Source organism: Actinophytocola sp., assembly GCF_009379765.1.
Classification (GTDB): Bacteria; Actinomycetota; Actinomycetes; order Mycobacteriales; family Pseudonocardiaceae; genus Actinophytocola.
This window is the reverse complement of sequence record NZ_WHTD01000037.1, coordinates 38,825-57,264: the sequence shown is the minus strand read 5'-3', so window position 1 is coordinate 57,264 and position 18,440 is coordinate 38,825. Positions and strand designations below refer to the sequence as shown.

Sequence of the window (18,440 nt, the reverse complement as noted above, 5' to 3'; positions counted from 1 at the left end):
TGTGCTCCTCGGACAGGATCATCATGTCGCGCAGCGACTCGGCGTTGCCCGACGAGATCGCACTGCCCTCGTCCTCCTCCTCGTAGTCGGAGATGATCGCGAGGTCCGGCGCGAGGACCTGCTGGACCAGCTGCGGGCGCATCCGGACGCCGTCGTTGGCGACGGTGCCGGCGATGACCGCGTTCTCGAGCGCCGTGAGCCGGACGTCCTTCTGGCCGATGCCGCTCTGGTACAGCGCCGGGCGGTCGGCGATGTTGAGGCAGTTGCCGTCGGCGAGCGAGCCGATGCAGGAGGGCACCACCGACATCGGGATCGTGAGGTCGGTCTGGCCGATGCCGTAGTTGGCCGCTTGCTCCGCCAGCTTCTGCTCGCCGACCTCGACCGCCAGCTGCGCGAACGCGGTGTTGCAGGACAGCTGCAGCGCGGTCTCCATCGACGCGGTCTGCCCGGAGCCGCAGGAGTTGCCGTTGTAGTTGCTCATGCAGCGGGTGCTGCCGTCGTCCGGGTCGCACGGGTCGCCGTTGAGCACGTCGATGCCCGGCGCCGCGGTCAACTGGGTGTTCTTGTCCTTGCCGTCCTCGAGCGCGGCCGACGCGGTGACCAGCTTGAACGTGGAGCCCGGGGTGTAGTTCTCCGAGATGGCCCGGTTGAGCATCGGCTTGGCCGGGTTGTTGGCGTCGCTGTAGGAGTCGTACGCCTTCTCCTGGGCGGTGCCGTCGTGGACGGCCAGGCCGTTCGGGTCGAACGACGGCGTGGACACCATCGCGAGGATCTTGCCGGTGTCCGGCTCCAGCGCCACCACCGCACCGGTGAAGTCGTTGCCGGTCATCGCGTCGTAGGCGGTCTTCTGCACCTTCGAGTTGATGGTGGTGACGATGTTGCCGCCGCGCGGGTCCCGGCCGGTGATCAGGTCGGACAGCCTGCGGACGAACAACCGGTCGTCGGAGCCGTTGAGGATCTCGTCCTCCGCCCGCTCGAGCCCGGTCGCGCCGTAGCGGACCGAGTAGAACCCGGTGACCGGCGCGTACATCGGGCCGTTCTCGTACACCCGCTGGTAGCGCAGCCGGTCGTTCGTCGCCTTGACGTTGGCGATGATCACCTCGTCGGAGGTGATGATCCGGCCGCGCTGGCGGGCGTACTCCTCGAGCAGCACCCGCTGGTTGCGCGGGTCGTTGCGGTAGTCGTCGGCCTTCACGACCTGGATGTAGGTCGCGTTGGCGAGCAACAGGGCGATCATGGCCAGCATGGCGAGACCCACCCGGCGCAGGGGAGTGTTCATGAGGGACGCTCCACCATCACGGTATGGGCCTCGGCGATCGGCGCCTGCTGCACGGGCTTGGGCTTGGCCCCGGTCTGCGGGCGGCGGGCCGCGTCGGAGATTCGCAGCAGCAGCGCCACGAGGATGTAGTTGGCGAGCAGCGACGAGCCACCCGCGGACAGGAACGGCGCGGTGATGCCGGTCATCGGGATGAGCTTGGTGACTCCGCCGACGACCACGAACACCTGCATGATCAGCGCGAACGAGAGGCCGCCGCCGAGGAGCTTGCCGAACGTGTCGCGCACCGCGACCGCACTGCGCATGCCGCGCATCGCCAGCATCATGTAGATCAGCAGCAGCGCCGCCAGGCCGATGAACCCGAGCTCCTCGCCGATCGCCGCGGTGATGAAGTCGCTGTTGGCGAGGGGCACCATGTCCGGCCGGCCCGCGCCGAGGCCCGTGCCGCCGATCCCGCCGGTGCCGAGGCCGAACAGCGACTGCGCGATCTGGTAGCCGCCGGCGTCGTAGTCGGCGAACGGGTCCAGCCAGTTCGCGACCCGGACCTGCACGTGGCCGAACAGCTGGTAGGCGAGCATGCAGCCGCCGATGAACAGGGCCAGCCCGACGCCGACCCAGATGGCCCGCTCGGTGGCGACGTAGAGCATCACCAGCACGGTGCCGAAGAACAGCAGCGAGGTGCCCAGGTCCTTCTCGGCCACCAGGACCATCACCGAGACCGCCCAGCAGAACAGGATCGGTCCGAGGTCACGAGCCCGCGGCAGGTCGATGCCGAGCACCCGGCGTCCCGCGGCCATGAAGAGGTCGCGTTTGGACACCAGGAACGCCGCGAAGAAGATCAGCAGCAGGATCTTGGCGAACTCGCCGGGCTGGATCGACACGGGTCCCAGGCGCAGCCAGATCTTGGCGCCGTTGATCGTGGGCGCGATGACCCCGGGGAGCACCGCCGGCAGCGCGAGCAGGAACAGGCCCACCAGGCCGAACGTGTAGCCGTAGCGGGTGAGCGTGCGGTGGTCCTTGATCACGTGGAGCACGGCGAGGAACAGCACCAGCGCGATCGTGGTCCACAGGATCTGCTTGGGCACGGTGTTCTCGAACTCGGTGTTCGTGCGCAGCGCCCGCTCGGCCGTGGCGAGGTCGATCCGGTAGATCATCACCAGGCCGATACCGTTCAACAAAGCAACGCACGGCAGGATCAGCGGGTCGGCGTAGGGCGCCCACTTGCGGACGGCCGCATGCGCGATGCCGAACAGGGCCAGGTAGGCGAGGCCGTACCAGACCAGCCGGATGGTGAGCGTCTGCTCCTGGTTGGCCTCGACGAGCATCAACGCACCGGTGACCAGGCCGGCCGCGAACGCCAGCATCGCCAGTTCGGTACCGCGCCGGGTCGGAGCCGATCTGCCTGGCGTGTCGCTGCCTTGTGCTGCCAACAACGGCGCTGGCCCCGGCTGCGCCATCAGCCGCCGCCCTCGTCCCCGCGCGGCTGGCGGCAGTTGACCCCGGGCTCCGGCTCGGCCGGTTTCTCGGCGGTCTCTGTCGGGTTCGGCGAGACGGAGCCGCTCGTGGTCGGCTTGGCCGGCGGCCGGCTGCTCGACGGCGGTGGCGCGGCATCGCCCGCCTGCCGCTCCTGCTGCTTGATCAGCGACTCACAGGTCGGCAGCGGGTAGTTCGTACGCAGGCCCTGGATGAACTGGCGGGCGTCCGGGACGCTGTCGAAGCTCTCGGTGCCCGACCGCACCGCGTCCCGGCCGAGCTGGCGCAGGTCGTCGACGTAGAACTTGTCGCAGGTCCGCACGTCCGGGTCGCACGAGCCCTGCACCTGGTTGTTCAGCGTGATGCCGAAGATGCTGCCGCGCACGCCCTGGAAGATGGCGATCTCGCCGTCGTCGGCCTCGCCGACGAAGTACTGGTTGTTCACCACGACCCATGTCGCGATGCCACCGCCGGCGAGGATCAGCAGCACGACGAACAGCAGCACGAACAGCCGGATCCGCTTGCGGCGCTTGGCCTTCGGGTCCGGCGGCTCGGTGGGCTCGACCCGGACCGGCTCGATGCGCGGCGAGGTGATGGCGCCCGCACGCGACGCCGGCGAGTCCGGCGGCGGCTGGTCGTCCTGCCCGTTGCCGGCGGCGCCGCCCACGATCGGGGCGTCCTCGCCGAAGTCGATGTCCACCACGTCGGCCACGATGACCGTGACGTTGTCCGGCCCGCCGCCCTTGAGCGCGAGCTCGATCATCCGGTCGGCGCACGCCTGCGCGTCGGGGATCTTGATCGTGTCGGCCAGCGTCTCGTGCGTGACCACGCCGGACAGGCCGTCGGAGCACAGCAGGTAGCGGTCGCCCGACCGGGCCTCGCGGATGGTGAGGTTCGGCTCCACCTCGTGCCCGGTCAGCGCCTTGAGCAAAAGCGAGCGTTGCGGGTGGGTGGCCGCCTCGTCCTCGGTGATCCGGCCCTCGTCGATGAGCGACTGGACGAACGTGTCGTCGTGGGTGATCTGCGCGAACTGCCCGTTGCGCTGCAGATAGGCCCGCGAGTCGCCGATGTGGACGAGCCCGATGCGACTGCCCGCGAACAGGATCGCGGTGAGCGTGGTGCCCATGCCGTCCAGCTCGGGGTCGCCCGCGACGAGCTCGGCGATGGCGCCGTTGCCGGCGTTGGTGGCCTCCCGGAGCTGCGCGAGCAGATCCTCACCAGGCTCGTCGTCGTCGAGCGGCGCCAGTGCCGCGATGACGACCTTGCTGGCGACCTCACCGGCGGCGTGACCGCCCATGCCGTCGGCGAGGGAGAGCAGGCGCGGGCCTGCGTACACGGAGTCCTGGTTGTTGGAACGGACCAGGCCCCGGTCGCTGCGGGCCGCATAGCGAAGGACGAGGGTCATGACCGTAGCTCGATCACCGTCTTGCCGATTCGGATCGGGACACCAAGAGGCACCCGGAGGGGTGCGGTGACCTTAGCCCGGTCGAGGTACGTCCCATTCGTCGAGCCCAGATCTTCCACGTACCAGTCCGTTCCGCGCAGCGAGATCCTCGCGTGCCGGGTGGACGCATAGTCGTCGTCGAGGACCAACGTGGAGTCGTCCGCGCGGCCGATCATGATCGGCCGGCCGTCCAGGGAGATCCTGGTCCCGGCCAGTGCGCCATGCGTGACGACCATCTGCCGGGGCGCCTTGCCGCCCCGGGACTTCTTCGCGGTGCTGCGGCGGAAGCCCGGGACCGAAACCTTCAGTCCGGCGGCGGCGTACAGGTCGGACCGAACGATCCGCAACGCGGCCAGCACGAACAACCAGAGCAGGGCGAGAAACCCTGCTCTGGTCAGCTGCACAACAAGCTCTGGCACCTGCTGTGAACGCTCCCGCCGGTAGGGGTCGATGGTATGGGGCACCGGCACCCGCGCGGTGCCTGTGCTCAGTATTGAGGGTCGGTCAGCCCCGGTGTCGGTCAGCCCTGGGTACGGAACACGAGGGACGAGTGCCCGATGCGGATGACGTCGCCGTCGGCCAGCTGCCAGGTCTGCACCGGAGTGCCGTTGACCGTGGTGCCGTTGGTCGAGCCGAGGTCCGCGAGGGTGGCGCTCTGACCGTCCCAAGTGATCTCCAGGTGGCGACGCGAGACGCCCGTGTCCGGAAGCCGGAAGTCGGCGTCCTGGCCACGGCCGACGACGTTGCCGCCCTGCTTGAGCGAGTACGTCCGGTTCGAGCCGTCGTCCAGCTGCAGGCTGGCGTTCAGCTGCCGCGGGCCGGTCTGCACGGCCGGCGGGGCATACCCCTGCTGGGCGTACGGGTCGCCGCCCTGCTGGTAGCCACCGCCTTGCTGCTGGCCGTAACCCTGGTCGTAGCCCTGCTGCTGGCCGTAGCCCTGCTGCTGCTGGCCGTAACCCTGGTCGTAGCCCTGCTGCTGGCCGTAGCCCTGCTCGTAACCTTGCTGCTGGCCGTAGCCCTGCTGCTGCTGGCCGTAGCCCTGGTCGTAGCCACCGCCTTGCTGCTGGCCGTAACCCTGGTCGTAGCCCTGCTGCTGGCCGTAGCCCTGCTGCTGCTGGCCGTAACCCTGGTCATAGCCCTGCTGCTGGCCGTAGCCCTGCTCGTAACCTTGCTGCTGGCCGTAGCCGTACTGCTGTCCGTAAGGATCGCCCTCGGGCGGCTGGCCGTGGCCGGGAGGCTGGCTCATGGATCGGTCTCCTGCGTTGCGGGGTGGTGCTGACCGCTTCTCCCCGGGAGCCCTGGCGGAAGCCTTGACGTCCGGGTCGACGGCCGAGCGTATTCGAAACTGTCCGGTGTGCAGCGCGTCGGAGCGCTCAAGGGAGACTACGACGTCACCATAGGTGTCCCATTGGTGCTCGGAGAGATACTCCGCCACACAGTCCGCGAGCAGCGCTGTGGTGCGGTCCTCGTCGCCAGCGAAGTTGTCGTAGTCGGCGGCGCCCAACTGCACCATGTAGTGGTTGGGTGCCAGCTGCCGACCACCGGCCAGCTCGCGAACGTTGACCTCACCTTCACGCAGCAGCGCCTGTGCCACTTCCTGGGGCACGACGTTGCCACCGAACACACGAGCGAAAGAGTTGCCCACGAGGTTCTCCAACTTGCGGTTCAGCCGCTGTCCGATGCCCATGGGTGCCTCCTTCCACACGTGTGCTCCTAGGTCGATCGTATCCGGGTACGGCCTGGAGGACAGTGCGATGTACAAACCCAGTTGAGGACCGTGTACTCTTCTCGGCGTTCCACTCGGGCGAGTGGCGGAATGGCAGACGCGCACGGTTCAGGTCCGTGTGTCCGTAAGGACGTGGGGGTTCAACTCCCCCCTCGCCCACTCGACCTCCGGATATCTGTGCCCGCGGAGAGCGCGGGCCGGGTCGGTCGTCATCATGTTGGGGGGCCGAGCCCCCCAAACCCCCACGGTGCGAGTTCCGTCCGACCCAGCGTGGTCACCTTCCGTGTTCACCAGCTGGGCTCGCCTTCGGCATCGACATCAGGGGCTCGGCATCCGGGTGGGGTCTCGCCTTCGGCATCGGTAGCAGCTGGGTCTCGCGTTCGGCGTCGGGCATGGGCGGATTCGTGGGTTGCTCTCGGCATTCGCTCGCGGGCTCGCCTCGGCGGGCGCTTCCGCTCAGTCGCTGCGGTTTTGGTTGGTGGGTCGGGTTTATCTCGGGGGTCTTGCGGGTTTTGTTCGGCGGGTAGCCGTTTCTTCCGCGTTCCTCCGGGCATTTCTCCGAGGCCTTCCCCTTGTGGTGCCGTTCGTCGTGGGCCAGGTGGGTGAGTTGTCCGAGCCGTCGGGCGGGCTGGGGTTGTCGTCGTTCCTGTGGGTTGGGGCGGAAGGTTCTCTTCCGGATCGGTGCGGGCCGCACCACGAGTCGGAGTTTTTCCGACCGTCCAGCCGGGTAGGAAAGGGTTGGGGCGCAACGACTTTCGCCAAAGTGGTCGCACTTGTGGATCTTCTGGTCAGGCTGTCCGAACTCCTCAAGTGGATCTTTCGCGGTGGTGCGGCCGAATCCTGTGTGCAACTCGTGGTGCGACCCTGCGTTCAACCATCCAGCCCACGACTCACCCAGACGGCGGCACTGCCGGGCAGAAGTCCCAATGTCGGTCGTCGACCGGTCACCGACCGCTCAGCGCCGTCGGTCGCAGGAGCCCCGTTCTCGTCTGCGGTTGGGGCCCCGCCACCTGGTACTCCGGACATGTACCAAAAAACGCCGCGCTTGGCAGGGGATGGCGAAGCCGATCGGCGCGACGGTAATCGAGAGGGCTGAGTTCGTGACGGGCATTCCAGGGCGCACGGCGGCAGTGGACAACCTGACGGCGGTGCCGTCTCCACTTGTTCCTCCCGTCGAGCTGCCGGCAGAGGTCGACGAGCTGGCCGCCGCGGCAGCGCGGGAGCTCGGTTGGCAGGGGGTCGTACTGCCGGAGATGAAGCTGCTCGGCCGCCGGGTCAACCTGGTGGCGCAGCTCATGCCGGACGCACACGCCGAGCGCATCTGCCTCGGTCAGGCCCCCGAGGTCGACCGGGCCACGGTTTCCACCTGGGTCTGGCCGGAGTTCTCCGGTCGGGTCCCCGAGCCCGCCGTGCGCATCGTGGGAGCGCTCGCGGTCACCCGCCACTGGCGCACCGGCCTCGTCAACGCCGTGCCGTTCCTTCGGTACTGCGACGCCGCCATGGTGCTGCCGATGTCCGTGGTGCTCACCAACGACTACCTGATCAACTGCCTGCCGCGGGCCCGCGCCTACGGTGTCGGCGTGATCAGCGCTGAGCCCGGGCCCGAGGTGGACCTCGACCTGCCGGGTCGCGGTGACCGGGCGCCGGCCGGGGTCGACGGCACCCAACGGTGGATCACCGAGCTGGCCTACGAGCAGATCCTCGCCACCGCCTGACCATGCGCGTAGTCATCGCCGGCGGGCACGGCAAGATCGCGCTGCGCATGACGAAGCTCCTCGCCGGCCGCGGAGACACCGTCGTCGGGCTGGTGCGCAACCCCGACCATGTCGACGACGTGCGCGCGGCCGGCGGTGACGCCCGGGTGCTCGACCTCGAGAGTGCCGACGCCGGCGCGGTCGGCGAAGTGGTCGCCGGCGCGGACGCCGTGGTGTTCGCCGCGGGTGCGGGGCCGGGGAGTGGCTCGGCCCGCAAGGACACCGTCGACCGGGCCGCGTCCGTGTTGCTCGCCGACGCCGCCGAGTCCGTGGGCGTGCGGCGTTACCTACAGATCAGCGCAATGGGCCTGGACCGTGCCGACGACCCGAACATGGACCAGGCCTTCGCCGGCTACCTTCGCGCGAAGGCCGCCGCGGAGCGGGATCTGATGGCCCGCGGTCTCGAGTGGACGGTGCTGCGCCCGGGCAGGCTCACCGACGACCCGGGCACCGGACGCGTCACGCTCGCCGACCGGGTGCCGCCCGGCGCGGTCACCCGCGACGACGTCGCCGCCACATGCGTCGGCCTCCTGGACACGCCGTCGACCGCCGGTCGCGTGCTGGAGCTCATCGGCGGAGACGTGCCGATCGAGCGCGCGCTAGCCGAGCTCGCCTAGGACGCGACTCAGGTACGGGTTGCCGAACACGCCCGTCGGGTCCATTTTCGTTCGCATTTCAACGAAATCGTCGAACCGGGGGTACCGGCCGCGCAGCTCGGTCGCATCCAGCGTGTGCATCTTTCCCCAGTGCGGCCGCCCGCCGACCGCGTCGACGATCGACTCGAACAGGTCGAAGTACTCCCGGTACGGCATGCCGACGAACTGGTGGATCGCGATGTACGCCGAATCCCGTTGGTACGCCGTCGAAAGCCAGATGTCGTCGGCCGCCGCCACGCGGACCTCCACCGGGAAGATCACCGGATCGGCCAGCCGCGGCACCCGCCTGCGCAGCTCCGCCAGCACCTCGCCGAGAGCCTCGCGTGGCACCGCGTACTCCGACTCGACGAACCGAACACTCCGGTTGGTCACGAAAACCCGGTGCGAAACGTCCCGATAGGACCGTTCGGACAGCACCGCCGACGCCAGTTTGTTCAGCGGCCGCACCAACGCCGGCACCCGTCGGCCCAACCGGCACATCGTGCCGAACAGCTTGTTCTCCATCAGCTCGTACTCGACGAACTGCCGCGTCCTGGACAGCGGCTGGGCCGGAGTCCCGGCCGGCAGCCGGTTGTTGCGCTTCGTGAGCACCTGCGGGCCGTAGGGGAACCAGTAGAACTCGAAATGGTCGTGGGTCGCGCAGTTCTCGTCCAGCGCCGCCAGCACCTCCTCCAGGGGCTCCGGCCGCTCCTGCGCGGCGAGCACGAACGACGGCTCGGTCCGCAGCGTCACCGTCGAGATCACCCCGAACGCGCCGAGGCTCACCCGGGCCGCGGCGAACAGCTCCGGCCGCTCGTCGGCCGAGCAGGTGACGACCGAGCCGTCGGCCAGCACCAGCTCCAGCCCGGCGACCTGGGTGGCGATGCCGCCGAACCGCGCGCCAGTGCCGTGCGTGCCGGTGGAGATCGCGCCGGAGATGGTCTGCGCGTCGATGTCGCCGAGGTTCGTCATCGCGAGGCCCAGCCGATCCAGCTCGGCGTTGAGCGCTCGCAGCGTGGTGCCGGCCCGCACGGTGACGAGCCCGGTGTCGATGTCGGCCGACGTGACGCCCGTCCAGTCCCGCAGGTCCAGCGCGATGTCGTGCGCCGCGGCCACCGCGGTGAAGGAATGGCCGCTGCCCCTGGCCCGCACGGACTTGCCGGCCCGCGCGGCACGCGTGACCGTGTCCGCGATGCCCTCGAGGTCGCGCGGCCGGGTCACGCCGGTCGCCACGGCCGACTCGGTGCCGGCCCAGTTACGCCAGGCGGTGGATGGAGCTGCCACGGATCCTCCCAGGTCCTACGGTGGGTGCGTGCCCGACGAAACGCACCTCATGAGGTTCAACGCTGCGACCTTGAACGCTGCGACCTTGAACGCTGCGACGAAGCACCTTGACGCGCCGCTCGCCGTCGTCGACCTCGACGCATTCGACCACAACGCCTCGGACCTGGTGCGGCGTGCCGCCGGTCGGCCGATCCGGGTGGCCAGCAAGTCGATCCGCTGCCGGTTCCTGCTGGAGCGGGTGCTGCGCCGGGACGGCTTCACCGGGGTCATGTCCTACGCGCTGCCCGAGGCGCTGTGGCTCACCGGCGAGTGGGCGGGCACCGACCTCGCCGATACGGATCTGCTGGTGGCCTACCCGACCACCGACCACGCCGCGCTGCGCGCGATGGCCGAGGACGACCACGCTCGTTCGCATGTGTCGATCATGGTCGACTCGGTGGCACATCTGGACCTTGTCGACGCCGCGCTCGGTGTCGGGCACCCGGACATCCGGGTGTGCCTGGAGCTGGACGTGTCCTGGCGACCGCTGCTGGGGCGCGATCTCGCCCACGTCGGCACCCGCCGCTCGCCGGTGTTCACCGCTGCGCAGGCCGGCGCGCTGGCCGCCGCGGTGGCCGACCGTCCGGGGTTCCGGCTGGTCGGGCTGATGGGCTACGAGGGGCAGATCGCGGGTCTCGGTGACCATCCGGCCGGCAAGCCGATCACCGGCGCGGTGTTGCGCTGGATGCAGGACCGTTCGGCGCACGAGCTGGCCGCTCGGCGGACCGCGGCGGTGGCCGGGGTGCGAGCGGTCGCCGACCTGGAGTTCGTCAACGGCGGCGGCACCGGGAGCATCGAGACGACCGGGCTCGACGAGTCGGTCACCGAGGTCGCGGCCGGTTCGGGGCTGATCGGGCCCACGCTGTTCGACAACTACCGGCGGTTCGCGCCGGCTCCGGCCGTGCTGTTCGCGCTGCCGGTGGCGCGCAAGCCGCGGCCCGCGATCGCGACCCTGTTCAGCGGTGGCTTCATCGCCTCGGGCCCGGTCGGCAAGGATCGGCTGCCGAGCCCGTACCTGCCGGCGGGCCTGAAGCTGCTGGGCGTGGAGGGCGCGGGCGAGGTGCAGACGCCGGTGACCGGGCGGGCGGCCCGCGACCTGCGCATCGGCGACCGGGTGTGGCTGCGGCACACGAAGGCCGGCGAGCTGGCCGAGCGGTTCACCGAGTACCAGGTGATCGAGGGCGACCGGGTCACCCACGCGGTGCCGACCTACCGCGGCGAAGGGCGGAGCTTCGGTTAGAACTCGCGGGCCAGGTACGCGCGGACGACTCGCTTGGCCTCGTCGATCATGTCCTGCTCGCCGAAGAGCTTGCGCCGGAACGCGAGCGCGAGGATGGTGTCGCCGATGTCGCTGGCGATGGTGATGGTCCGGTAGAGGCTTTCGACCGGCACGTTGACCTTCTGCGCGACGAGCCCCGCGATCTGGTCGGCGATGACTGTGTTGTTGTCCCGCTCGTCGTCGATGAACCGCAGGTCGATGACATCGCCGAAGCGCACCCGGGCGAACCCGGGGATCTCCCGGTACATCTCGACGTAGATGTCGATGATCGTGTCGACGCCGTGCCACCAGTGCTCGAGGTGGTCCCAGTCGAGCCGCCGGTCGATCTCGGCGGTGAAGTAGTCGAGGTTGCGCTTGGTGAGTGCCTGCACGACCGCGCGCTTGTCGGGAAAGAACTGGTAGAGCGACCCCACCGCAACCCCGGCGCGCTCGGCGATGAGCGTGGTGGTGACACCGTCGTAGCCGAGCTCGTCGATGAGCGCGGCACAGGCCTTGAGCATCTGCTCGACGCGTTTCGCGCTGCGCCGCTGCACTGGTTGCTTTCGCAACGGAACGGAGGTCACCACATGTACTCCTAGCCGGGGGCCTACCTCCATCCTGCCCGCAGGTGGCCTAGACCTCCACAAAACTTTGTATACGAAACCCCCAATCTGAAAAGTCTTGTATCCAAACCAAAAGGAGCCCCAGGAATGGAAGCGCATACGCCAAAAAAGGGCGAGCGAGCGAAAGGCGAGCGAGCGAAGCGAGAGCGAAAGCTGGTCACCTTGGAACCGGGACCACGCTGGGTCGGGGGGAGCTCGCACCGTGGGGGTCTGGGGGCTCGGCCCCCAGAGTCACGCGAAACGACCCGGCGAGCGCAAGGCGCGAGCAGGGTCGTCCGGAGTGGAGCCACGGACCGATGCTGGTCGGGGGAGGGGAATACAACAGCACCGGTCCGTGGAGCTTGTGGAGTTGTCATCGGCGGGTGATTGCCGGTTCCTCTGTTGAGAACCGGCGGCCCGGTGTTCGTCGAGCTCGGGGGTGCTGACGAATCGAACCGCCGGTCCATCAGGCGACCGTAGCCACACGTCGTGCGGGGTCACGGGAGGCCGTGGTCGCCGGTCCTACCTGGCGCTCGCCAACCTGCCGGGCGACGCGGTCCGGGTCGTCGCCTTGGGGGCGGGCTCGGCGATCGCGTGCCTTGCGTTGTTCGGGTTCGGAGCGAGGCCACCCGCCACCAGGTGTTCGTAGGCCGCCTGCCACACCGAGCACGGCGCCTTCTGCTGGCGCCACCGGGACGAGCACGCCGGGCAGTTGCCCCGGTCGTCCGGCTCGTGCGCGGCGAGCATGGCTCGCCAACCCTCGGTCAGCCTCGGGAGTTCGGAACGGGCCACGGACAGCAGGGACGGCGCGTCTGCGCGGTTGGCCAGCTCGGAGAGCATGTCGAGCCGCTCCCACACCGCGTTGCGCAGCACCTGCCCGAGTATCTCGTCCACCGAAACCTCACCGTCACCTTTCCGCCTGTTCGGCGGCCTCACGAAGCGCGGTCCGCAGCTGGCCGAGCTGGCCAGTGGTGAGGACCGCGGTTTCGCCCGGCGGCCCTACGAGGACCACCCGATTGCGTTCGACGAGCACGGTGAGGCAGCGTTCCCGGTTGACCACGTCACCGCAGTTGATGCGCCACACCTGGCGGCCGAGGGCGGAGCCATGGAGGTCGCCGCGGAGATCCGCGGGGCTCCGGTCCTCGCCGGCCAGGCGTCGGGTTGGCGCCGGCGCTGCGGTCACGGCGGTCTTGACCAGTTCCACAGTCGCTGCTTCCCTCCGTGCTCGTACGCTTACAACCAACTACATTGGTGCCTGAGAACACAGATTGGTGCGTCACAGCGCCGATCGGCGGTCGTTCCACGGTGAACGGTCGTTGAACTTCGGTCGGACCGATCAGGTTCACCGATTCGGACTTCTCGCTGCTTGTGAAGTACGCATACATTGCTGCTGACGCCCAGCGGACTGTGAGGGGGCGGAATGAACTCCATCGGATCTCAGAGCTCTTCCGTTACATCGGATGTGTGGGAAGCCCAGGAGATGCGAAACGCGCTCGCGGCGCGGGAGGTCAGCACCATCTACAAGCTGCTGCGACGAAAAGGCGTGTCACAACGCCAGATCGCGGCGATGACCGGTCAGTCACAGTCCGAGGTGTCGGAGATCCTCAAGGGTCGTCAGGTCATGGCCTACGACGTCCTGTTGCGGATCGCCGACGGCCTGGGTGTCCCCAGGGGATACATGGGCCTCGCGTACGACGAAGTCACGGCCACACGAGTAGCCGAGACGCGCGAAGCCCCGGAGGCTGAGGAGCCGGAGAACGTGAAGCGTCGCAAGTTCCTTGCGCATGCCGCCGCCGTGGCGGTCGGTGCGCATGTACTCGGCGCGGACTCAGGATCGTGGGTGTCCAACCCCGTGTTGACCCCCGCTCCTGGTCGGATCGGAATGACCGATGTCCGCCAGGTAGAGGCGGCCACCAGGGCACTCCGCTCGCTGGACTACCAGTACGGCGGGGGGTTCTGCCGGGACGCCGTCGTCGCCCAACTGTCGTGGGGGCAGCAGATGCTGTCCGCGTCCGGCTCGGAAGTGGTCAAGCAACGCCTCCACGTGGCGCTCGCGGACCTGCACAACCTGGCCGGTTGGACCTCGTTCGACATCGGACTGATCGACTCGGCGCGCAACCACTTCGGGCGGGCTCTCGAGCTCGCCAAGGCAGGGGACTCCAACCAGCTGGTCGCCAACATCCTCTACCGGATGGGCCGGGTCTACCTGCACAAGGAAGCCCCCGACGACGCGCTCAAGATGTTCCAGCTCGGCCAGATCGCCGCCCAGGAGTCGGGCTCCGAGCTGGCCGTGGCGGTCATCTGCGCCAACCAGGCCTGGGCCTACGCGATGATGGGCCACGAGGACCAGACCATGAAGCTCATCGGCCGTACCCGCGACGAGTTCGCCAGGTCGAACTCGGGCGAGGCCGAGGACTGGGTGAAGTTCTTCAACGAGGACGACGTCTACGCCATGATCGGCACGGTGCACACCGTGCTGGCCCAGGAAGTGGATCCCAAGCACACGAAGTACGCCATTCCCGCGCTGCACCGGGCCATCGGCTCGTACGGCGACGACATGGCCAGGAGCAAGGCGTTCAACCTGAGCTTCCTGGCCACCAACCACTTGCTCGACGGCGACATCGACCACGGTGCCAAGATCGGCCACCAGGCCGTTGACCTCGCCCAACATCTCAAGTCCCGGCGTGTCAAGGACCGCCTCATGCCACTCAAGGCCGAGGCGGACAAGCGGCGCAACTACACCGACGCGCGGGAGCTGTCCGACACCATCAGCAGGTTCTACGACGCAGACGTGTCCTGACTCGACAAGGCAGCCCAATGACCGCGACGTCCACGTCGGACATGGCCCCGGGCCGCGGCGGTCAGTTCTCACCCGACAACCTCGCCGAGGCCCTCACCGCGGTGTGCGCCGCCGCCGGGCTCGACCCGGCCGGCGCGCGGCTGCTGCGGTGCACCAACAACGCCGTGTTCGAGCTGGCCGGCGCGCCGGTGGTGGTGCGGATAGTCGCGTCCAACGCGCTGCGCCACCGGGTCGACAAGGTGGTCCGGGTGGCCACCTGGCTCGCCGAGCACGACCTGCCGGCGGTACGGCTCGTGCCCGGCGTCGAGCAGCCGGTGGCCGCCGGGGAGTACCTGGCCACCGTGTGGGAGACGGTCCCGCACGGTGGCCGTCGGGTCCGCGGCCGGGACCTGGCGAAACTCCTCCACAGGCTGCACGAGCTGCCCGAGCCCGCGTTTCCGCTGCCCGCATGGGAACCACTGGACGACGTTCGGCGGCGGATCGGCGAGGCGGATGGGCTGGATGGCGCTGACCTGGCGTTTCTCCAGGATCGGTGCGACGAGGTGAGCGCGCGGCTGGCCGGTGTCGAGTTCGCGCTGCCCACCTCGCTCCTGCACGGCGACGCGCACCTGGGCAACCTCATCCCGAGTCCGGCCGGTCCGGTGCTCTGCGACTTCGACTCGGCGAGCCTGGGTCCGCCGGAGTGGGACCTGACCCCACTCGCCGTCGGCATCGTCCGGTTCGGCGAGCCGGTGGGGAGCTACCGCGAGCTGGTTCGCTCCTACGGGTTCGACGTCACCGGGTGGGAGGGGTTTCCGGTGCTCCGCGAGGTGCGTGAGCTCAAGCTCATCACCAGCGTGCTTCCGATCCTGTCCAGCCGGCCCGAGGTGCGGCCGGAGCTGTTCCGGAGGCTGTCCGACGTTCGGCGGGGCGACAGGTCGGCCAGATGGGCGCGCTACACCTGACCCGTTCGGTCTAACGCCAGTCCACTGGGTCGTAACGCTGCGTCGCCAAAATACGACGTCCTCGATGGGTATGCCGTGCTCACCAGGGCGTCCTCGCAGGTCAGATCGAAAATCACCCGATCGAGTGACAGGCCGGAGTGGACGTTGCGGATGAGCGCGCTACGCTCTGTTAAGGTAGCCTCTCCCGTTCCCCGAACGAGGTGGTTCGTCCCGGTGGCTAAGCGCAGGCAGGTGACCAGACCGAGCAGGCGCGTGCGACGTGCGCTGGCGTCCGCGCGTGTGTTGGACCAGGTGGTGGCCGACCAGCTGCCCCTCGTCGCCAGGCTCCCCGAGGCGAGCCGGCACAGAGCCGCCGACTTCTTGGCCGAGCTCGTCCTGCTGTCGCAGGCCTACCGCCACCACGCCGCCGGTTGGATCACCCGTCGCGAGCTCGAGCGCAGGGGCACCGGCACGGTCTCCCGGATCGCTGTCATCCGCCGCCGGTCGAGCCTGTCCTCGGCGCAGTTCACCGAGCAGGACTGACCATTCGCCGTTGGGCCGATCCGGGGGCTCGGCGACGCCCTGTGGCCCAGCACACACCGGCCGTTCCCACGATGAACGGTCGTTGCCACCGTTCGCCGTATCGGAGCGGCTGTTCGTGCAACCAATCCGGCGTGCACCGCGTATGACCGAACTGGGGCGAAAAAACAGGCTGGTGTCCCCCGCCGGAAGTTCGTCACATGATTCGCCGGCCCAGCTTCCTGCTGGCGGCGTCGCCGGTCCGCCCGAGTACAACCCGGTACGAGGACGAACCGGCGCCTTGCCAGCAGAAACCTGGACTCGCCGACTCACGCAACAGACTCCCGGCGGGGGACACTAGGCGACCGGGGCGCGGCTGAGCACCACCGCGAAACCGAACGCGAGCCCCATCACCGACAGCTCCAACGCCGCCCAGCCGACCAGCGCGGTCCGCTGGTGGCGCACGATCCCCGGCATCAGTCGCCAGCGGATGTTGGCGCCCAGCGCGCCGAGCAGCGTCAGGCAGGTCAGCTTCAGCAGCACGAGAACGCCGTAGCCGGTGCCGAAGAGCGCGCCGAAGAGGTTGTGGTCCCCGGTCAGCTCGACGACCGCGTTGAACAGGCCGGTCGCCGCCACCACCCCGAGGCAGACGGTGGCGAGCCGGGAGAACCGGGGCAGCGCGGTGGCCAGCAGCGTCCGGTTGGTCGCGAGCAGCACGACCACCGCGCCCAGCCCGCCGGTCCACGCCACGGCGCCGAGCACGTGCAGCTCCAGTGAGATCATCGTGAAGTCGCGCCACGCGAAGTTCGTCGCGTGCCCGGTGACCGGCAGCGGCAGCAGCCCGAACAGCGCGACGGCGGTGCGCAGCTCGGCCGGTACGGACTCGCCGACCCGCACCGATCCGATGCCCAGGCCGAACGACACGAACGCCACCGCGGCGACGAAAACCAGCGCCTTGCCCGCGCCGACCTCGGCCACGTAGTCCGCGACCGCGCCCGGCGAGACACCGGTACCCGGCTTGACCTCGGCGGTCTGCATGACGAGCGCGACCAGCGCGGCGAGCGCCCACCCGAGCGCCGCCACCGCGGCCACCCGCCGGGCGCCGCCCAGCACCTGCTCGGCGTGCTTGGGCCGGTCGTAGCCGATGAGGATCGGCAGCAGGTTCAGCCCGACCGTCACCACCGCGGCCAGGTCGAGCACCACCCGCACGACCGGCAGCCCGTACCGGACCACCGCGTCCGGCTCGGTCACCCCCGGCACCGGCTGGGCCGCGGTCAGCGCGAGGCCGACGGCCATGCCGGCCAACGCCGCCGCGACCAGCGCGACGACCAGGTGGAACCGGGCGGACGCGGTGGCCCGGGCCTGGGTCATTGCGGCTGCTTGCCCCCGATGCGCAGGGCAACGGTCAGCCCGGCGCCGAGCACGACGACCGCACCGACGATCCACACCCAGATCGGCAGCCCGTCACCGTCGGACGAGCCGCCCGCGGTACCGCCGCCACCGGTGCCGCCGGCGTTCGGCACGCCGGTGACCGGGGTGCCGTTGCCGGCCGCGGCCAGCGTGAACGTCACCTCGCCGGTCACCGGGTGCCCGTCGGCCGAGACGATCCGGTAGGCGATCCGGTAGGCGCCGGCCGGGCCGAGCTCGTCGAGCGACGCGCTGATGACGTTGCTCTCGACGTCGACCGCACCGGTCGTCCAGCTCGTCTGCTCCGGACCGCTGACGGTGATCGTGTTGAGCCCGTCACCGTTCTGCACCGGCTGGTCGAACGTCAGCTCGACCGTCGACGGGCTCTCCTGCACGGTGGCCTGGTCGGCCGGGTTGCTGCTGACCAGCGAGTTGTGTGCGAACGCCGGGGTGGCCAGGCCCAGCAGCGCCAGGAAGGCCACCCCGATGACGACGGCGAGCTTCCTCATTGCGCGTCGCCGGTCTTGTTCGCGGCCACCACCCAGCGGGCTCGCATCGTGGCACCCACCCCGACGCCGAGGCCGAGTGCGCCGACCACGAGGCCGGCACCGCCGAGCCAGCGCGCGGTGTCGTCGCTGGTGGACGCCGCGGAGGCGGTGTTCTCGATGTCGTCCGCGTCGGCGGCGGCGGGTGCCGGCGTGGCCGCGTCGTGGCCGTGCTCGTCCTCCTCGGCCGGCGACAGCGTGATGACCGGCGCCGGGTGCTCCGGCTCCTCCGCGCCCTCGGCCGGCGGCGGCGCGTCCCACTTCACGACCTTGTTGCCCTCGTAGGTCTGGATCGCGGGCATGACGAGCTCGTCGGTCTCGGGCAGCGGACCCACGGAAAGCTCGAACTCGGCGAACTCGCCGGGGTTGATCCGCACGCCGGGGCTTGCCGTCCAGGTGACCTTGCTCGCCGCCTCGGTGATCTCGGCGCCGTGCGACTCGATCGGCTCGGCCAGCTTCGACTTGGTGACCGCGGCCTTCCAGCCGGTCACCGCCTTGGGGCGCACAGAGCTCATCGGTGCGTCGGCAGGCAGCCGGACCTCGAGCTTGACGGTGCCGGCGGTCGGCTCCTCGTTCGGCACCCGGAAGGTGATCTTGGTGTAGCCGCCCTGCGCGGCCGACTCACCGATGATCTTCGCGGTGACGTGTGCCGAGGCGACGCCGGTGCCGAGCAGCAGGGCCGCGCCGGTGGCGACGGCGACACCGATCGCCGCTCCGGCGCGCTTGTATCCGTTGGTGGACATGTGTGACGTGCT

General features: G+C 69.5%; 18 protein-coding genes and 1 tRNA gene. 7 read left to right on the top strand and 12 right to left on the bottom strand.

Annotated elements, in window-relative coordinates:
- The 5 genes from GEV28_RS14025 to GEV28_RS14005 form a co-directional block, all read right to left on the bottom strand.
- Positions 1-1,279, bottom strand: a 1,279-nt coding sequence (locus tag GEV28_RS14025; RefSeq protein ID WP_291412433.1) for a penicillin-binding transpeptidase domain-containing protein, incomplete at its 3' end; no start/stop codon positions are given.
- Positions 1,276-2,733 (bottom strand): FtsW/RodA/SpoVE family cell cycle protein, encoded by a 1,458-nt coding sequence (locus GEV28_RS14020; protein WP_291412431.1) that lies wholly within the window; start codon positions 2,731-2,733, stop codon positions 1,276-1,278. The genes GEV28_RS14020 and GEV28_RS14025, both read right to left, overlap by 4 nt.
- On the bottom strand, positions 2,733-4,154 hold the full coding sequence (locus GEV28_RS14015) for a protein phosphatase 2C domain-containing protein (RefSeq protein WP_291412429.1): 1,422 nt from the start codon (positions 4,152-4,154) through the stop codon (positions 2,733-2,735). The genes GEV28_RS14020 and GEV28_RS14015 overlap by 1 nt, the downstream gene beginning before the upstream one ends.
- Positions 4,151-4,612 (bottom strand): FHA domain-containing protein, encoded by a 462-nt coding sequence (locus tag GEV28_RS14010; protein ID WP_291412427.1) that lies wholly within the window; start codon positions 4,610-4,612, stop codon positions 4,151-4,153. The genes GEV28_RS14015 and GEV28_RS14010 overlap by 4 nt, the downstream gene beginning before the upstream one ends.
- 101 nt (positions 4,613-4,713) lie before the next feature.
- Positions 4,714-5,880 (bottom strand): DUF3662 and FHA domain-containing protein, encoded by a 1,167-nt coding sequence (locus tag GEV28_RS14005; RefSeq protein WP_291412425.1) that lies wholly within the window; start codon positions 5,878-5,880, stop codon positions 4,714-4,716.
- 115 nt (positions 5,881-5,995) lie between these two features.
- Here GEV28_RS14005 and GEV28_RS14000 point away from each other — a divergent pair.
- From GEV28_RS14000 to GEV28_RS13990, 3 genes are all read left to right on the top strand, one after another.
- Positions 5,996-6,078: transfer RNA gene (locus GEV28_RS14000), tRNA-Leu, on the top strand.
- A gap of 941 nt (positions 6,079-7,019) precedes the next feature.
- Positions 7,020-7,634 carry a hypothetical protein gene (locus GEV28_RS13995; protein ID WP_291412423.1) on the top strand — a complete coding sequence of 205 codons (615 nt, stop codon included), beginning with the start codon at positions 7,020-7,022 and terminating at the stop codon, positions 7,632-7,634.
- A gap of 2 nt (positions 7,635-7,636) precedes the next feature.
- Positions 7,637-8,290 carry an SDR family oxidoreductase gene (locus tag GEV28_RS13990; protein ID WP_291412420.1) on the top strand — a complete coding sequence of 218 codons (654 nt, stop codon included), beginning with the start codon at positions 7,637-7,639 and terminating at the stop codon, positions 8,288-8,290.
- Here the strand turns inward: GEV28_RS13990 and GEV28_RS13985 are convergent.
- On the bottom strand, positions 8,273-9,592 hold the full coding sequence (locus GEV28_RS13985; RefSeq protein WP_291412418.1) for a D-arabinono-1,4-lactone oxidase: 1,320 nt from the start codon (positions 9,590-9,592) through the stop codon (positions 8,273-8,275). The genes GEV28_RS13990 and GEV28_RS13985 overlap by 18 nt on opposite strands.
- A gap of 49 nt (positions 9,593-9,641) precedes the next feature.
- On the opposite strand from GEV28_RS13985, the gene GEV28_RS13980 reads away from it, so the two are divergent.
- Positions 9,642-10,871: an amino acid deaminase/aldolase gene (locus GEV28_RS13980; protein WP_291412439.1), complete on the top strand. Its 1,230-nt coding sequence runs from the start codon at positions 9,642-9,644 to the stop codon at positions 10,869-10,871.
- Here GEV28_RS13980 and GEV28_RS13975 read toward each other — a convergent pair.
- From GEV28_RS13975 to GEV28_RS13965, 3 genes are all read right to left on the bottom strand, one after another.
- Entirely contained in the window at positions 10,868-11,506 is a 639-nt protein-coding gene (locus GEV28_RS13975; RefSeq protein ID WP_291412417.1) for a TetR/AcrR family transcriptional regulator, read from the bottom strand. The two genes, GEV28_RS13980 and GEV28_RS13975, sit on opposite strands and share 4 nt — an antisense overlap.
- Positions 11,507-12,013: 507 nt before the next feature.
- On the bottom strand, positions 12,014-12,385 hold the full coding sequence (locus GEV28_RS13970) for a hypothetical protein (RefSeq protein ID WP_291412415.1): 372 nt from the start codon (positions 12,383-12,385) through the stop codon (positions 12,014-12,016).
- Positions 12,386-12,398: 13 nt separating this feature from the next.
- Positions 12,399-12,644 carry a hypothetical protein gene (locus tag GEV28_RS13965; RefSeq protein WP_291412437.1) on the bottom strand — a complete coding sequence of 82 codons (246 nt, stop codon included), beginning with the start codon at positions 12,642-12,644 and terminating at the stop codon, positions 12,399-12,401.
- 327 nt (positions 12,645-12,971) lie between these two features.
- Between GEV28_RS13965 and GEV28_RS13960 the strand changes: the two genes are divergently transcribed.
- The 3 genes from GEV28_RS13960 to GEV28_RS13950 all read left to right on the top strand — a co-directional run bounded on the left by GEV28_RS13960 (position 12,972) and on the right by GEV28_RS13950 (position 15,757).
- The gene (locus tag GEV28_RS13960; RefSeq protein ID WP_291412413.1) at positions 12,972-14,291 is read left to right on the top strand and encodes a helix-turn-helix transcriptional regulator; all 1,320 of its coding nucleotides are present in this window, start codon (positions 12,972-12,974) and stop codon (positions 14,289-14,291) included.
- A gap of 17 nt (positions 14,292-14,308) precedes the next feature.
- Positions 14,309-15,235: an aminoglycoside phosphotransferase family protein gene (locus tag GEV28_RS13955; RefSeq protein WP_291412411.1), complete on the top strand. Its 927-nt coding sequence runs from the start codon at positions 14,309-14,311 to the stop codon at positions 15,233-15,235.
- A gap of 213 nt (positions 15,236-15,448) precedes the next feature.
- Complete coding sequence (locus GEV28_RS13950; protein WP_291412409.1) at positions 15,449-15,757, top strand: hypothetical protein; 309 nt, start codon at positions 15,449-15,451, stop codon at positions 15,755-15,757.
- Positions 15,758-16,090: 333 nt separating this feature from the next.
- Here GEV28_RS13950 and GEV28_RS13945 read toward each other — a convergent pair whose 3' ends face one another.
- Genes GEV28_RS13945 through GEV28_RS13935 form a run of 3 tightly spaced genes read right to left on the bottom strand, consistent with a single transcriptional unit; the run spans position 16,091 to position 18,428 of the window.
- Positions 16,091-17,104: a CopD family protein gene (locus tag GEV28_RS13945; protein ID WP_291412407.1), complete on the bottom strand. Its 1,014-nt coding sequence runs from the start codon at positions 17,102-17,104 to the stop codon at positions 16,091-16,093.
- Positions 17,101-17,649: a copper resistance CopC family protein gene (locus tag GEV28_RS13940; protein WP_291412405.1), complete on the bottom strand. Its 549-nt coding sequence runs from the start codon at positions 17,647-17,649 to the stop codon at positions 17,101-17,103. The genes GEV28_RS13945 and GEV28_RS13940 overlap by 4 nt, the downstream gene beginning before the upstream one ends.
- Complete coding sequence (locus tag GEV28_RS13935; protein WP_291412403.1) at positions 17,646-18,428, bottom strand: YcnI family protein; 783 nt, start codon at positions 18,426-18,428, stop codon at positions 17,646-17,648. Before GEV28_RS13935 ends, GEV28_RS13940 begins: the two co-directional genes overlap by 4 nt.
- Positions 18,429-18,440: the final 12 nt, after the last annotated feature.

Coding starts and splice junctions, on each gene's coding strand:
- GEV28_RS13935 (WP_291412403.1), bottom strand. CDS start 18,428: ATGTCCACCAACGGATACAAGCGCGCCGGAGCGGCGATCGGTGTCGCC.
- GEV28_RS13960 (WP_291412413.1), top strand. CDS start 12,972: ATGCGAAACGCGCTCGCGGCGCGGGAGGTCAGCACCATCTACAAGCTG.
- GEV28_RS13940 (WP_291412405.1), bottom strand. CDS start 17,649: ATGAGGAAGCTCGCCGTCGTCATCGGGGTGGCCTTCCTGGCGCTGCTG.
- GEV28_RS13980 (WP_291412439.1), top strand. CDS start 9,642: ATGAGGTTCAACGCTGCGACCTTGAACGCTGCGACCTTGAACGCTGCG.
- GEV28_RS13990 (WP_291412420.1), top strand. CDS start 7,637: ATGCGCGTAGTCATCGCCGGCGGGCACGGCAAGATCGCGCTGCGCATG.
- GEV28_RS14020 (WP_291412431.1), bottom strand. CDS start 2,733: ATGGCGCAGCCGGGGCCAGCGCCGTTGTTGGCAGCACAAGGCAGCGAC.
- GEV28_RS13975 (WP_291412417.1), bottom strand. CDS start 11,506: ATGGAGGTAGGCCCCCGGCTAGGAGTACATGTGGTGACCTCCGTTCCG.
- GEV28_RS13945 (WP_291412407.1), bottom strand. CDS start 17,104: ATGACCCAGGCCCGGGCCACCGCGTCCGCCCGGTTCCACCTGGTCGTC.
- GEV28_RS13955 (WP_291412411.1), top strand. CDS start 14,309: ATGACCGCGACGTCCACGTCGGACATGGCCCCGGGCCGCGGCGGTCAG.
- GEV28_RS14015 (WP_291412429.1), bottom strand. CDS start 4,154: ATGACCCTCGTCCTTCGCTATGCGGCCCGCAGCGACCGGGGCCTGGTC.
- GEV28_RS14005 (WP_291412425.1), bottom strand. CDS start 5,880: ATGGGCATCGGACAGCGGCTGAACCGCAAGTTGGAGAACCTCGTGGGC.